Raw genomic sequence first — 14599 nt, forward strand, 5'->3', positions numbered from 1 at the left:
CTCTTGCTGCTGCACTTATTTTCGGCTCCATGACTGCTCTATGACGACCTTTTTCTTCACGCTGTTCTCATTTTCGGCTCCATGACTGCTCTATGACGACCTTTTTCTTCACGCTGTTCTCATTTTCGGATTCATAAAAACCAGGGTAGAGCACTCCACTCTACCCTGCACAAACGGCAATCCGAAGTTTTATCCTTAAACCCCATGCCTTTCAAATCTGCCAATCCCTTTATTGTGCCCCATTACAAGAAGGACGTCGCCCTTTAATATAACCTCTTCCGCTGGAGGAGTAACCATTACTTCTTTCCCGCGCTGAATACCCACAATATTACAGCCATACTCAGCCCGTATATTTAAATCCGCAAGAGATTTGTTGGCGATTTTATCTGTTGCCACGATCTCCACCATACTATAATCTTCAGACAGCTCTATAAAATCAACCATTTTTTCGGAAACAATATGATGGGCGATCCGCTTTGCCATATCCCGCTCAGGATGAATTACACGATCAACGCCAATTTTTTCGAGCACTCTGGCATGATACTCATTATGCGCCTTCGCCCAAACCTTTGGAATTCCCATTTCTTTTAACAGCAAAGATGTTAAAATGCTGGACTCAATGTTTTCACCAAATGAAACAAATGCATGATCAATATTTTTGATTCCCGTCTGTTTAATAGCAGCTTCATCAATACCATTAATTTGGACGGCATATGTTACAAACTGTGCGTATTGATCCACTTTCTCCTGATCGACATCAATCGCCAGCACTTGCACACCTAATTCATGGAATTCCTTTACAAGACTGCCGCCAAAGCGGCCTAAACCAAATACTGCATACTGTTTTTTCATTGAAGAAATTCCCTTCTTTTTGAAAAGTAACACAAAAAAACCACTCTTATTAAAGAATAGCCAATGGTTCCCTATAACCCTTCTCTCGATTTTGGTATACGGAGTCAGCTTTCAGATTGGGGATTATGAATAATCCCTTCTTAGCCTTAATATGCTAAGAATCCCCCCAAGTTAAACAACATATATCATTATTTGACCTACCCGTACAAATGGTTCAGCAATTAGGATTACAAAAAAATGAATAAATCTAAATTACTCCCATGGTAATCTCTTGTCAAACTTTTTGGCATAAGCTGTTCAAGATGTCTTTTTAAACAAATGAAAAGGACCTCCTCATCAGGTCCTAAGTCATTTATTGAATTTCTATATTACCCCAGGATCATACTAGCCTTCTTACTAAAAAAGGCAATCTGTTAATAGGGTTAATTATGATCTACCCTTAATGTTAATTTAAATTGTTCAGAAGCTCCAGAATGACTGCCTGCTGGAATTAATAAAATATCCTGTATTCGCCTTAACCCACTCTTCAAAAGTATACGGCTTATCTCCTGTAACATGCTCTACGGTCGATAATACCTTATGAGCGGATGGAGGCGGATTAAGATGCCAGTTTATCACATAGTCAATGGCATCTTCCTCAACCCCCATCTTCCTCATCTGCTCACGTTCCTCTTCTTCGGAACTCTCAACAAAACGGATATCCCTTCCGATTACTTTGCTAATAATCCCTACTTTATCTTTAACTGACAAACTCTCAGGCCCTGTTAAGGTATATATTTTACCTGCATGACCGTCCTCAGTCAGTGCAGCTGCTGCAACCCTTCCAATATCAGCTTCATGAACAGGAGCAATTGGAGAACCCCCGAAAAGATCACGAACCAGCTCCTCTGAGCGTATGGAATGTGCCCATTTTCGTGCATTTGCCATAAATTCAAAAGCTTGAAGCTGAGTCCACTTCAGGGCACTTGCTTCAACAGCACTCTCAAAAGGGCCCTTCTCTCCATTCCATAAAACGGTAATCCTGCTTACTCCAGCTTTCTCAGCAAGACGAACGATTTCTGGTCCCGTTTGTAACGGAGTATATTCGGCGCCGGTAGTAATCAAATGCATACCGCTAATGCCAGCCAAAGCAGCCCTTAGCGTACTTGGTTCACTTAAGTCCCCCGCAACAACCTCAACACCTGCAGGCAGATTGGCCATTTGCGGATTACGTGTCAATGCCCTCACTTTTTCCCCCTTACGAATAAGCTGATCTACGACATGCCGCCCTACGGTTCCCGTTGCTCCTGCCACTAAAATGGTCATTCTTTTCCATCCTCCCATTCTTATTTCATCCTATTAATTTCTTTCGAAAATAAATCCCTTTAAACAAATATAAAATCCTCATAATTTATTTTTACATTATTACGAAATGATTGCCTCCAGGTATAGTTTGAAATCCCCTACAACTTTAGATGTAGGAGCCCAGAAAAGGCAGCCATTTTGACAGCCGTAACCCAATTAATGCACCAGTTTGTATAAGTACCATCCTTCACAAACTGACTTTGGAATATGAAAAAGAGGTGCCTCAGCATATTCAAGCACCCTATAGTTTAGTTTTATCTAATGTTAGACTGCCTGCAAAACCCCCATTAATCCAGTTATGATGAAATCATAGATAGTGATTCTGTAAATATCCTAAACTGCCATCATAAACACCATTCAGCAGAGGTACTTAGTTTCCAGTTCAATTGATTTGAGGTTGCACATTTAAGGTTTTACATTTTTATTAAATCTAAAATATTTTTTTGTTCCTTTAACTCGCAATCAGCGAGCTGTCTCCATCTGCTTTAAAGTTTTAGTAGATAGTCGTTTATTTTCAGAAAGGAGGAACAAAAACGCTTTCTCCTTAATTTAATTATAGCCAGTTATTGCCCTTAATCATTTCAAGATATATAGGTAATTCACGAAACATAAAAAGCACTTTCAACAAAGAAAGTGCTTTCCTCATGATTATTCCCAAATCGCTGATGCCCACTCCGGATGATCTATAAATGGATTTCGGTTATGCTGATAATCAGAGTAGATAATTACATTTCTTCTCCGTTCAATTTCATCAACCGGATCTTCCTTGTGCCACTGGAGCAGAACAGACATTTTGCCATGATAAGGAGCAGAACCGTTGTTTACTGCATTATTTAGCTCCAGATCTACCTCCCCGCTGTCTCCTTCATAACGGACAGCCATATAAAAAAGCATACGCGCTACATCGCCTTTTACAGCATCCCTTGGTTCCCATGAATCTGAGTCATAGTAATTTCCAATTGCTTCTGAATGCTGGGATCCGCCATTATCAAAATCGAGATTCCCTCTCGAGCTATTGACAGAAACATCTGTTGCCCGCAAATGGTGGAGGTCAGTTCCCGGACCCATCGCTGTGCCAAAGTCTCCGTGCGATTTAGCCCATACATGTTCCCTGTTCCAGTCATTGACTCCAGAACCATTGGCGAATTTGTCCTGAGAACGGCCCGTATATAAGAGAATGACGTTATTCGGATTAGCCGGGTCTTCGTCTGTTTCACGAAGAGCTTCCCACACATTGGAATAGGATATTTCAGTATGATCATCAATGATGTTATGAAGTGCTGATTTTAAAGACTCACCTGTTTTTCCAAATGCTGCATCATAATACCCGCCAGGTTCAGGATCAGGATCAGACGCTCCGCCTCCATCCAGTTCAAAAGCAGTACCGTCCTTTAACCCCGGATGAGAAAAATAGGCAGTCAGCGTTCCCGTTACCTTGATTTTCTTTCCCATCAGCAATGGATTCGACTTTAAACCAAAAGCTGAACGAAAGGAAGATGGGATTTGTACATAAAGCATCTTAGCCAAGTTGGTCTCTGATGGACTATCTGCCAGGGCCAAAGCATAGTCATTAGGAAACCCGCTGGTGATAACCGTATTGGTGGCAGTTGGCTGTCCAACTACATAGCCCTGGACAGTTTTGCCAGCGTTGTTTTGTGAATTGATTCCCTGTGAAACCGAATAAGGGGATGACCAGGATCCATCTCCCGCAGCTGCCCTTATGATTGAACCTTGAATGGGCACCATTACAACCAGAATGGCAGCAAATAGAATCAGCGATAACAGCAGAAATTTTCTCTTACGATTCAGCATTCATTCGCCTCCATATTATTTTAAAAGGACTTCGAATAATCAGAAAAGTCCAATCAACTTTAAGTATAAATGAACACCATAGGCTATATCATGAGGTATTGGTCCCAAAACTTTACATTTTACAACCCTTATTAAAGAGCTTACTTTTTTAAAATGCCCAAATACTCAATCCAAGGACCAACATCTATCCTGTACCTGTTTGCCAGCACTCTTGAAATCTGCGCTATATGCGTAAGATCATGGACAGCCCATGTGGAAATCAATTCCCTGACTCTTACAGAACCTAATGCCGGATGAAGCCCCTTCTTTTCGAATTGAGTTTCCAGATCAGGCATCCCCTTCAATGTGGCCAAATTATCTCTTCTAAGCGTCTTAAAAATCTCAAGTTTTTCCTCAATTGATAAATCCCCTGATATATTTAAATGAGCAAAACGGTCAAATGGAGGAAATGGCTTGCTTTCCCCTTCCTGCAGAATAAATGTCAGCCGCGGAATCCAATTTTTCTCCTCGCCGTCAATCAAATGGCCAACCACTTCTGCAGCATTCCATGTGCCTTCCCCTTCATTTTCTTTAAGCCATTCTGAAGATAGACCGCTTAGCAGTGCATCAAGTGTATCAGGTGTACGTTCAAGAATCTCAATAGCTTCACTTAAGTTAAAAATCATTTCAGCAGCCCCCATTTTTACAGATTAGTCAATGCAAACACAGCATGCGTGGGTATATAAATCAAATCTTAAAGTCCTTTTCTATTTCTTTCTTTTCTTTGACAAGTACAACCAGAAAAACCAATATTATTAATCATAGAGCTTAATTTTTTATAATTATTTTTAATTAACATGAGACTCTCCTTAAGGTATTTTCCATTGATCACGAGTAATAGCGGACTCGATAAAAACATATCATAATTTTCCGATTTTTTAAAAATAGCGATCTTTCCTAATTGGAAGAATCGCTATTCGGTAAGTATTTTTCAAAAGCAGTAATAGTCAGGGATTCATTTATGTTAATTCTTTCAACCTCGCTGAATCCATTTTTTAGATAGAAAGCGACAGCCGGGGTATTCTTGGAGCCTGTGGTGACAATCATTTTTCCTATCATCGGCCTTCGTTCAATGTAATTCAGCAGCTTTTGCGCAATACCCTTTCTAAAATGTTCAGGATGCACGATCAGTCTGTGAATATCTATAACATCCTTATTCTCTTTAAACGAAATCGCACCGCATAATTCTTCACCAATAAAATACCCAAAGAAAGTCTCTCCGGTTATTCTTAGAGTATCCGCTGTTTCCTTCAAAGGCGGTAAGTCTGGATATTCAATGATTTCAGCTTCAATTTTATACGCTTGCAGCTGTACTCTTAGCACCTGCTGAGCTGCTTTTCGGTCTTTAATATTTATTTCCTTGATCATCGAAGTCCCTCTTTTATATTAGTTTAAGGCTCTTTTCTAAAAGATTGTTGTTTTTTGTTAATAAATTGTGCCCGTTGATTGCAGCGAAAGGCACACAGCGAACCGCGGGGAGGAATGTGCCCCTCGGCTTCGCCTGCGGGGTCTCACACTTCCCTCTCCTCCCGCAGGACATTGAATAAGCTCCTTCGAATGAACACCGCACGAAGGAAATGCCTCAGCATTTTCGAGGATCAACTGCCCCCAGCGAAGATCAACTCAGCAAACTATACAAAGGTATAAAAAAAGCAACAAATAAACGAAAACAGTTATTTAAAAAGTAATTCCTCTTTCAAAGTTCGTTTCCCTCTTTTATTTTGGACGAATACAGGCATTCCGATATAAAATATTACCTTAAGGGGTGAATTGGAATGAATTTAAACTATGAAGTGATAACAGAAGACAAGATCAGCTTTTGCCGGGATTTATGCAATGAGCTGATGGCTTTTCAGAAATCTAAGGCACATATAGCATCTGAACGTTTTGACAGCATGAATTTTGAAACAAGAATGGTTCCATCCGTAAAATCTGCTATACATAATTATATCGTGATTGTTAAAGATGATGAAGAAATTGTAGGCTATGTTTATTCCAATGTTTCTCCTAAAGAAGCCTACTCAAATGAATTCGCTACTTTTTTCGATTTATCTTCAGTAGAAAAAGACAATGTTGGCTGCTTATCACAATTCTTTATCAGAGATGGCTACCGGCAGTATGGAATTGGCTCAGTGCTATTTAACATGTCTATGGAATGGTTAAGCCAATTCCATGATGTGGAGGATCATTTTATTTTTGTGTCCAACGGGAATACAGATGCCCTTGAATTTTATACACGCAAGGGGTTTGCTATTAGTCACGATATACTGGAAGGATTTATTACCGTACTGCGTAAATAAGACTATTTGCCCGCGCTGCAAGCATTATTATTAGAATAATAGTTATTTTAAAAATTAAAGTGCTGTTTACAATTTTCACAATTCTTTGTTATTATATTAAAAAAATATAAACTATTTTCGCTTAATCTTAATTGAGCGGGGGAACCAATGTACTTTTTTAGAAAAGTACCTGGGGTGAATCCTTTACAGGCAGGGTACTCTCAAGACCCGAACCCGACAGCTAACCTCGTAAGCGTTTTGAGAGGAAAACACTGCATATACGCACAGTGGTTACACCTCTGTGTTTTTTTGTTGCCTTTTTAAGTTAGGTTTATGTTTTTTGGGGGTAATGTAGGGAAGGACATTATTCTCGTGTCTTTATTTTATATTTTTTTACTTTATTCATTGGAGGAACATATATGAAATTATCTACTAAAATTATTATTGCTTTGATTGCAGGGGGAATTACAGGACTTTTAATTAATTTGTTTGCGCCGGGAATATTCCCTGAGCTTGACAAGTATCTGTTTACACCTCTTGGAAAAATCTTTCTCAACCTGATTAACATGCTGGTTGTCCCGATCGTATTCTTTTCCATCGCACTTGGAACAGCGGGGCTTGGTGATCCAAAGAAACTAGGAAGAATTGGTATAAAAACAATATCCTACTTTTTAGTTACTACAAGTATAGCCATTATTATTGGACTTACATTAGCAGCCGTTTTCCAGCCAGGAAATGTTGGGGAATTCGACGTAACCAATGTGGAGTATGAATCTAAAGAAGCTCCTCCTGTCTCAGAGACATTATTAAATATTATCCCAACCAATCCGGTAAAAGCCTTTACGGAAGGAAACATGCTCCAGATCATAACATTTTCCATTTTCATCGGATTTGCCTTAACGATGCTTGGAAATAAAACTAAAGGAATTTTAAACCTTATTGAACAGGGAAATGAGATAATGATGTATCTTGTTAATCTTGTTATGAAATTTGCACCTTATGGGACGTTCGGACTTATTGTTTCTGCTGTTGGAAGCCAGGGTCTCGATGCCATTAAAGCAATGGGACTTTATATGATTGTGGTAGTTCTTGCCCTGCTTGTCCACGCCCTTATCACCTATGGCGGTTCAATCGCACTCATTGCAAAAAGAAATCCATTATCCTTTTTTAAAGGCTTTGCTCCGGCAATGGGTGTTGCTTTCAGTACATCAAGCAGTAATGCGACACTGCCAATTTCCATGAGTACTGCTCAAAAAAACCTGAAAGTTCCTGAATCAATCAGCAGCTTTGTGCAGCCGCTGGGTGCAACGATCAACATGGATGGAACAGCCATCATGCAGGGTGTGGCTACTATCTTCATCGCGCAAGTATTCAATGTTGATTTATCACTCACCCAGCTTATTACTGTTGTTCTAACTGCGGTTCTTGCCAGCGTTGGTACTGCAGGGGTTCCAGGTGTCGGCCTAATCATGCTGGCGATGGTTCTTAACTCCGTTAACCTGCCGGTTGAAGGTATCGCATTAATCATTGGTATTGACCGTCTGCTTGATATGACGCGAACAGCTGTCAATATTACAGGCGATGCGGCTTGTGCGGTTATTGTTGCGGAAACAGAAGCAAAGAAAGAGGCTGTGAAAGCCTAATCACAAAATAACACCGGATTACCGGTGTTATTTTTTTGCATCTCTTTTCTCCCTGCCTTCAAATTTATTGATTTTCTATACTAGTTTAGTATAATTAGATTCATAACCATCACGTAACAGTTTGGAGGAAACCAAATGGGGCAGAGAAGTTAAGAATAGGAGAATTGGCTGAAAAAGCTAAGGTTACGAAGAGAACGATTGATTACTATACTTCCCTGGGCCTTTTAGAAGCAGAACGTTCACCTTCTAATTATCGCTATTATGACTGCTCCTCCATTGAACGGATTGCATTCATTGAGAAATGTAAAGCGGATGGATTGTCTCTAGAGGAAATTAAGAAAAAAGTCATCAGCCAATTTTCTGAAGAGGTGGATGTTCTTGAACTGCGGCTAAAAATTCAGGATCTGGAAGAAGATGTGACGAAAGCACTTTCCCAGCTAAAAAAATCAGATCCGGAAAAATATGAATACGTTAAAAAAAATATTTCAAATGAAAGCTTATCATTAATTCAGTCACTGCTTTTACTGCTGAACTGATATCGATTTTTGATATTTAGAGCATTTTGGATATCTGTTTGGGCACAATTTAAGTAGTGAACTTATTAAGTATTATTGCCATTTTAGGAGGTGTATGTCTTACTTTTTAGTAAGACTGCTTGTTGACAACCATAAATTTATTACTGATAGCATTATTAATAGCATTAACCGCATTCTTCGTAGCAACTGAGTTTGCGATTGTGAAGGTCCGAGTCTCCCGAATTGATCAGCTGATTGCTGAAGGAAATAAAAGGGCTATAGCGGCAAAGAGAGTCGTTACGCACCTCGATGAGTATTTATCAGCCTGCCAATTGGGGATTACCATTACCGCATTAGGTCTCGGATGGCTTGGTGAGCCAACAGTTGAAAAGCTATTGCATCCGTTGTTTGAAAGATTTGATATAGCAGAATCGCTCACTCATATTTTATCATTTGGTATTGCCTTTGCTTTAGTCACCTTCCTGCATGTCGTTGTAGGAGAGCTTGCACCTAAAACAGTTGCCATTCAAAAAGCGGAAGCCGTTACAATGGCGTTCGCTGCACCGATTATCTGGTTCTACCGAGTGATGTTTCCCTTCATTTGGTTCTTAAATGGATCTGCCCGGGTACTCGCTGGCCTATTTGGATTAAAGCCGGCTTCTGAGCATGAAATGGCGCACTCTGAAGAAGAACTGAGAATACTTTTATCAGAGAGTTATAAGAGCGGTGAAATCAATAAAAATGAATTGAAGTATGTGAACAATATCTTTGAATTTGATGAAAGAATTGCAAAAGAAATCATGGTTCCGCGTACTGAGATGATTACGATTGCTTCGGATAATACACTGGAAGAAATTATGGAAACTATCCAAACAGAAAATTACACGCGATATCCCGTTGAAGATGGAGATAAGGATAATATCCGCGGGTTTATAAATGTTAAAGAATTTTTGACGGCCAGTCTTACAGACAAGATTACACCGGAAAATCTTGATCTTGACTCCTTTATTAACCCGGTTATTCATGTCATCGAAAGCATTCCAATTCATGACCTGCTTGTCAAAATGCAGAAAGAGCGAATTCATATCGCCATCTTAATGGATGAATATGGCGGAACGTCCGGTTTGGTGACGGTTGAAGACATTCTTGAAGAAATAGTCGGTGAGATCCGTGATGAATTCGATGAAGATGAAGTTCCTGAAATACGAAAGTTAAACGAGGACCATTATATCCTGGATTCCAAGCTTCTTATAGAAGACGTCAATACTTTGCTTGGAACTAATTTTGATCATGAAGACGTTGATACGATTGGCGGCTGGTTCCTTACACAGCATATGGAAGCAGAGATAGGAACAGAGATTGAAGCGGATGGATTTACATTTAAAGTCCATGAAAAAGATGGGCACCAGCTTCATTACCTGGAGGTTTTTAAAAGCAAGCCCCTATTAGCCTAAAAAAACGGCGGCTCCGATTTCGGCAGCCGCCGTTTCATTTGCTTCTATATAAATACTTGATTGTTTTCCTATTACCCGTTAGACTGACTTATGTACTTGAAGGATTACCTTTTTTATAAATTTACAGGATGTGTGTCTATGTCAGAAATTGTTATTAGCTTAATTGAATTCTTAAAACAGTTCTCATATTTTGGAATATTACTTTCACTTTGCTTTGAATTCGTTCCGGCAGAAGTGGTTCTTCCATTGGCCGGCTTTTGGGTCTACCAGGGTGACTTTAATTATTATCTGGTTGTATTAGCAGGCACTGTGGGAGGTACGATTGGTCCGCTGACATTATATGCTCTGGGCCGATATGGCGGCCGTCCCATGGTTTTAAAATACGGTAAATACTTCTTAGTTTCACAAAAACAGATTGATGCTTCGGACAAGTTTTTTGAAAAATACGGTTCAGGGGTCGCTTTCTTTGCCCGCTTTATGCCGGTTGTCCGTACCGCGATATCGATTCCATGCGGAATGACCAAAATGAATGTGTGGAAGTTCTCGATCTATACGTTCCTGGCCATGCTCCCGATTACCGCATTCTACGTTTATCTGGGGTTTAAACTAGGTCCGCATTATAAAGAAGCAGAGGAGATCTTCAATAGCTATGCCCTTCCTCTGGTCCTGGTTATTGTGGCGGGGCTCATTATTTTCGCTGCTTACAAAATCATCAGCAAGCGCAAGAGCGAAAGTCTTTAAATAGGAACGGCACTCTTTGATGAGTGCCGTTTTTTTTATACAAAAAACTTTGAAGCCCAAGCAATATAATAGGCCCCAGGTATAAACAAAATCTGTGCAAGGACAGTGCCAATTAATCTGGAAGTAACCATCATAATGGAAATTCCTTTGAGGTTCGTATATTTGGCTTTCCCTCGCACTACATTATCAGACATGACAGAAATTTTCGGGTCGACAAAAATTGATAGAAGGATCGTTGCTACACCGTTTATAAGACCAGATGACATAATAGCTGTTCTTGAGCTTTCGTAGGTAAGCAAAGAAGCATATATGGCTGACAGCACCCCAATTGTATAGATGGCGGTTACAAACATGTTAAATAAAAATAGCCGTTTCGGTATTTCGCTGAGTTTAATTCCATTTAGATAGGACAATCTCGGAAACTTTAAATGTTTGATCACTTTCTTTGCCGATCTCCAGCTTAACCCGACCTTTAGCAGCGATGGTACTGACCCTCCTTGATCAGCAAGACGGATAATGGCTCTTGAGAAAATCGCGATGAATGTCGGCAGCAGCAGAATACCAATGATGGTCCCTATAGTGGAAGCTCCAATTAATACCCTAAACTGACTTTCAACAAAACCGAGAAAATTTTGCTTCGGAGCCGTATCAATAATACTCCCAATAAGCGGCTGCTGACCCATGTTCGCCATTCGAGAAACAATGACAATGGTGCTGAACAAAGAAAGCCCAGATGCAATCAGCTTGACCCTGGCACCGGATAACCGGACTGCGTAGGCTAAGGTTTCAATACTATGTATGAGAATGATGAATAAGGAAGTAAACAGGATCTTTCCTGTAATTAGATCCAATATGAACACTTCTTTCGTTTTTCCTGATTATACCATTTTGTCATGAGTGTTTGAAGTTACATGATGGCTTATCCGGATGAATTGTGACCATTTTACAAAAGGACACGTCTCATAAAATTCCTTCTTGATTTACTCCTCATTTTCCTTCTTTTCTCATGGGTTTGGCGTTATTCTTCTTGACTAATTACCGGTTTCCTCCTGCTCTTGCCGTTTTGTGCGTTATCCCCCTAATGGAAACCACTACTATGACCAAAACTTAAAGAAATGCTGCAAACCACATGATAGATACCTCTTTTTCCTAAAAAATCCAGCCAAGCTGCATCAATCCGCATGCGAGACAGCAAATTTTCCATATACTCACCGTAATCCCTTGCCATCCTCATTCCCCAGCCTCTTAAATTCCTTGCTCAAACAAGCCTGTTTAAAGCGCTTAGCCTGTTTAAGGCTGTTAATGTCAGAGCGATTGTCATAGGATAGCTGAATATGAAAATAGTTGATATATTCCAGAATGGCAAAGACATAGATAAAGCAGGCAATCGCCAGCCCGGGAGGAACTGCCGTATGCCATATTATGAAGTCTGCCACGAATGCACCTGGAATCACTGCGATCATGCCCAGATTCCATTTCTTCATGATCCATAGCCCCCGTACTATCCTGATGGGGGCTTCTGACGTATTTTCTCTTTTTAATCGCTTCCATTTTACAAACCAATAACTAGAGCCCTGAAACAATATGAACTCCAGCAGCAGAAATGAAGACCAGAAGGCAAGCAGTGAATATAAATGGAGATCCGGATAGGTATCGTTCACCAGGTAACTGATGTATAGAAACAAAATAAGACTAATTGATTCTCCAGTAAAAAGATATGAAAGTCGTTTTAGCACTCTATTTCTCAATTTGAAATTCCCCTTTTACCAGTAAGAAATGTTTAAATGTATTACGAATAATCACAAAAATGGTTTCAAAAAATGTGTCTCATTCTTGACATCGAATGAAAATGAAAATATCGGTAAAACTAAAAAAAATGTATATTATCAGGAGTGAGATAATGCGAAACCCATTTGAAGCAATTAAAGAAACCCTTAAAAATTTTACTGATGACGAACCCAAGCCGCCTTTGCATGTCGGGGAGGTTATGGATCTTTGGACTCTATATACTGCTTTCCACGAAGCCCACTATCTCTATTATATTGCTTTAAATATGACGACAGATACAGCGCTATTGCACACCATCCGTTCTGCCATTGAAGGAAGCCGGGCAGACACAAAAATGATTGAAGATTTTCTGCTTAAAGAAGGTGTGCCGCTGCCATTAACTAATGCGGAAAAACCACTTTCCAACCCTGATTCTGTTCCTGAGGGCGTAAGGTTAACAGATGATGAAATAGCCAATTTAATATCTGTTAAAGTCGCAGCAAGCATAACCTATTGTGCTCAGGCTATGATCAAAACAATCAGAACCGATGTGGGGATGATGCTATTTTCCATACAGGTGCATTTAATGGAATTCTCCTCCCCCCTTAAGAATTTAATGAAAGAAAGAGGCTGGCTGAGAATCCCGCCTAGCTATATGCCGCCTGGCAATCCGGAAAGAAAATAATTACTCTAAAAGACTTCTGCAATCGGAGCAGGAGTCTTTTTTACTTTTTTACCGATACACGTACTGGCACAGAAACTTTTTCACAGCGTATTTCTATAGTGGTGATGAAAATGAAAATACTAAGAAGAATCAGAAGTATGCTAAAACATGAGGCCAGGAAATTATTTGATAACAGAATGGAAAGGAATAAAGAAGTACTGCGGGCTTCCGGCAACAGCAGGAAGCCCTAATATGATCTTATAAAATGCAAATGCCAGCGCAAAAAGAAAAATGCTGCAAAATAGTAGAAGATAGAATACCACCATTTCCAGGAGATATAATTAATAAAATCCACCTTTACTGTTACGATTTCGAAAAGCACCGAAAAAAGAACCCAGGCAGCTGTATAAAAGAAAAAAGAACGCATGGTTTCCGGCATAAAATTCAGAAAAATAATCCCAAATGATGCACCAAGAGTCAGTTCAATAAAATGGACTCCCAGCTGCACTCCCCCGCCGTTTAACTCGTACAGACGAAAATATAAACTCAGCGTTACATCTGTACTTAAGTTAATCAATGCAATGACAGCCCAGCTGACGTAAATCTCTTTATTTGTTAAATGCTTTGGCATTAACCTGATTACAATGAGATTAATGGCAAATGAAAGATAGGTAAACCAATACATACAAAGAACCGCCTTTTATTTGTACTAACTATGTCAAGAACTTAACTCCCCAATTTAGAGTTTTCATATATATTTCCTTATTTATCGATCTGCTATGCAGAGATATTGTTTCCTACATAGTAAGCTCAGCATTATAGTCTTGCAAAAAGGTTGCCCTGAAGCAATTGGGTTCCTGCAGATTGGGAAATTTGGTTATGTATTTCATGGTGCAGGTTATCTTTTCTTCACTAAAGCCTTATCTCCCAAAAAAGAGAGCTGACCATAAAATCACCTGGTCAACTCTCTTTCAATTAAGCTCCTATTCCGGCTAAGGCTCTCATTTGCTTTCTTGCCCTAAAAATCCTGGTTTTCACTGTTGAAGGCTTTAAATTTAAAACATCGGCAATTTCCTGCTCTTTTAACCCTTCATCCACCTTCAGTAAAAGGACTTCCCGGTAGTTCGAAGCAAGCTTCCCAATGGCCGACTTGATTTCCTCTGCAGCAAAACCTGATTCCACTTCCTGTTCGACGTCTTGCTTTGTTACGAGGCAGAAGCTTTCAAGCGTTTCCTGCTCCACCGGCACTGCAGCCTTCCGTTTTTCCCGCCGAATAAAATCCAGTGCGGTTCTTCTGGCAATGACTGACAGCCATGCCCCTGCTTTTTCTTCATCTATAATTGAATCTGCCTTCTTCAAAGCTTTAATAAACGTTTCTTGAACAATATCTTCTGCCAGATACGCGTCTCTTGTCATTGAAAAGCATATATGAAATAGCCGTTTATAATGGCTTGAATACAGCTCTGCAATATCCATAATTCCCCTCTTC

The 14599-nt window shown here is 39.8% G+C and carries 16 protein-coding genes and 1 riboswitch; of the genes, 6 read left to right on the top strand and 10 right to left on the bottom strand.

Going from position 1 to position 14599, the window contains the following annotated elements:
• Positions 1 to 195: 195 nt before the first annotated feature.
• From AC6CHU_RS05495 to AC6CHU_RS05515, 5 genes are all read right to left on the bottom strand, one after another.
• On the bottom strand, positions 196 to 852 hold the full coding sequence (locus AC6CHU_RS05495; RefSeq protein ID WP_159862922.1) for a potassium channel family protein: 657 nt from the start codon (positions 850 to 852) through the stop codon (positions 196 to 198).
• Between the two features lie 459 nt (positions 853 to 1311).
• Positions 1312 to 2175: an NmrA family NAD(P)-binding protein gene (locus tag AC6CHU_RS05500; RefSeq protein ID WP_498120660.1), complete on the bottom strand. Its 864-nt coding sequence runs from the start codon at positions 2173 to 2175 to the stop codon at positions 1312 to 1314.
• A 669-nt stretch (positions 2176 to 2844) separates the two neighbouring features.
• Positions 2845 to 4008, bottom strand: coding sequence for an endonuclease (locus AC6CHU_RS05505; protein WP_159862921.1), 1164 nt, complete (start codon positions 4006 to 4008; stop codon positions 2845 to 2847).
• Positions 4009 to 4148: 140 nt separating this feature from the next.
• Positions 4149 to 4673, bottom strand: a complete 525-nt coding sequence (locus AC6CHU_RS05510) for a DinB family protein (protein WP_159862920.1) — start codon at positions 4671 to 4673, stop codon at positions 4149 to 4151.
• 271 nt (positions 4674 to 4944) lie between these two features.
• Positions 4945 to 5415 carry a GNAT family N-acetyltransferase gene (locus AC6CHU_RS05515; protein WP_159862919.1) on the bottom strand — a complete coding sequence of 157 codons (471 nt, stop codon included), beginning with the start codon at positions 5413 to 5415 and terminating at the stop codon, positions 4945 to 4947.
• Positions 5416 to 5822: 407 nt separating this feature from the next.
• Between AC6CHU_RS05515 and AC6CHU_RS05520 the strand changes: the two genes are divergently transcribed.
• The 5 genes from AC6CHU_RS05520 to AC6CHU_RS05540 all read left to right on the top strand — a co-directional run bounded on the left by AC6CHU_RS05520 (position 5823) and on the right by AC6CHU_RS05540 (position 10679).
• The gene (locus AC6CHU_RS05520; RefSeq protein WP_159862918.1) at positions 5823 to 6347 is read left to right on the top strand and encodes a GNAT family N-acetyltransferase; all 525 of its coding nucleotides are present in this window, start codon (positions 5823 to 5825) and stop codon (positions 6345 to 6347) included.
• A 108-nt stretch (positions 6348 to 6455) separates the two neighbouring features.
• Positions 6456 to 6596: riboswitch (cyclic di-AMP (ydaO/yuaA leader) on the top strand.
• 149 nt (positions 6597 to 6745) lie between these two features.
• Positions 6746 to 7969 carry a dicarboxylate/amino acid:cation symporter gene (locus AC6CHU_RS05525; protein ID WP_251284438.1) on the top strand — a complete coding sequence of 408 codons (1224 nt, stop codon included), beginning with the start codon at positions 6746 to 6748 and terminating at the stop codon, positions 7967 to 7969.
• Between the two features lie 164 nt (positions 7970 to 8133).
• Positions 8134 to 8505: a MerR family transcriptional regulator gene (locus AC6CHU_RS05530; protein WP_159862916.1), complete on the top strand. Its 372-nt coding sequence runs from the start codon at positions 8134 to 8136 to the stop codon at positions 8503 to 8505.
• A gap of 122 nt (positions 8506 to 8627) precedes the next feature.
• The gene (locus AC6CHU_RS05535) at positions 8628 to 9938 is read left to right on the top strand and encodes a hemolysin family protein (protein WP_251284452.1); all 1311 of its coding nucleotides are present in this window, start codon (positions 8628 to 8630) and stop codon (positions 9936 to 9938) included.
• A gap of 138 nt (positions 9939 to 10076) precedes the next feature.
• Entirely contained in the window at positions 10077 to 10679 is a 603-nt protein-coding gene (locus tag AC6CHU_RS05540; protein WP_159862914.1) for a DedA family protein, read from the top strand.
• 35 nt (positions 10680 to 10714) lie between these two features.
• Here AC6CHU_RS05540 and AC6CHU_RS05545 read toward each other — a convergent pair whose 3' ends face one another.
• From AC6CHU_RS05545 to AC6CHU_RS05555, 3 genes are all read right to left on the bottom strand, one after another.
• Positions 10715 to 11530 carry a lipid II flippase Amj family protein gene (locus tag AC6CHU_RS05545; protein WP_159862913.1) on the bottom strand — a complete coding sequence of 272 codons (816 nt, stop codon included), beginning with the start codon at positions 11528 to 11530 and terminating at the stop codon, positions 10715 to 10717.
• A 227-nt stretch (positions 11531 to 11757) separates the two neighbouring features.
• Positions 11758 to 11883 (bottom strand): hypothetical protein, encoded by a 126-nt coding sequence (locus AC6CHU_RS05550; protein WP_498120663.1) that lies wholly within the window; start codon positions 11881 to 11883, stop codon positions 11758 to 11760.
• 4 nt (positions 11884 to 11887) lie between these two features.
• Positions 11888 to 12427: a general stress protein gene (locus tag AC6CHU_RS05555; RefSeq protein WP_159862911.1), complete on the bottom strand. Its 540-nt coding sequence runs from the start codon at positions 12425 to 12427 to the stop codon at positions 11888 to 11890.
• 152 nt (positions 12428 to 12579) lie between these two features.
• On the opposite strand from AC6CHU_RS05555, the gene AC6CHU_RS05560 reads away from it, so the two are divergent.
• Entirely contained in the window at positions 12580 to 13131 is a 552-nt protein-coding gene (locus AC6CHU_RS05560) for a DUF3231 family protein (RefSeq protein WP_498120665.1), read from the top strand.
• 226 nt (positions 13132 to 13357) lie between these two features.
• Here AC6CHU_RS05560 and AC6CHU_RS05565 read toward each other — a convergent pair whose 3' ends face one another.
• Positions 13358 to 13795 (bottom strand): hypothetical protein, encoded by a 438-nt coding sequence (locus tag AC6CHU_RS05565; protein ID WP_159862909.1) that lies wholly within the window; start codon positions 13793 to 13795, stop codon positions 13358 to 13360.
• A gap of 290 nt (positions 13796 to 14085) precedes the next feature.
• Positions 14086 to 14586: an RNA polymerase sigma factor gene (locus tag AC6CHU_RS05570; RefSeq protein WP_498120667.1), complete on the bottom strand. Its 501-nt coding sequence runs from the start codon at positions 14584 to 14586 to the stop codon at positions 14086 to 14088.
• Between the last annotated feature and the right edge of the window lie 13 nt (positions 14587 to 14599).

This window comes from Cytobacillus sp. GQ23 (assembly GCF_059758675.1).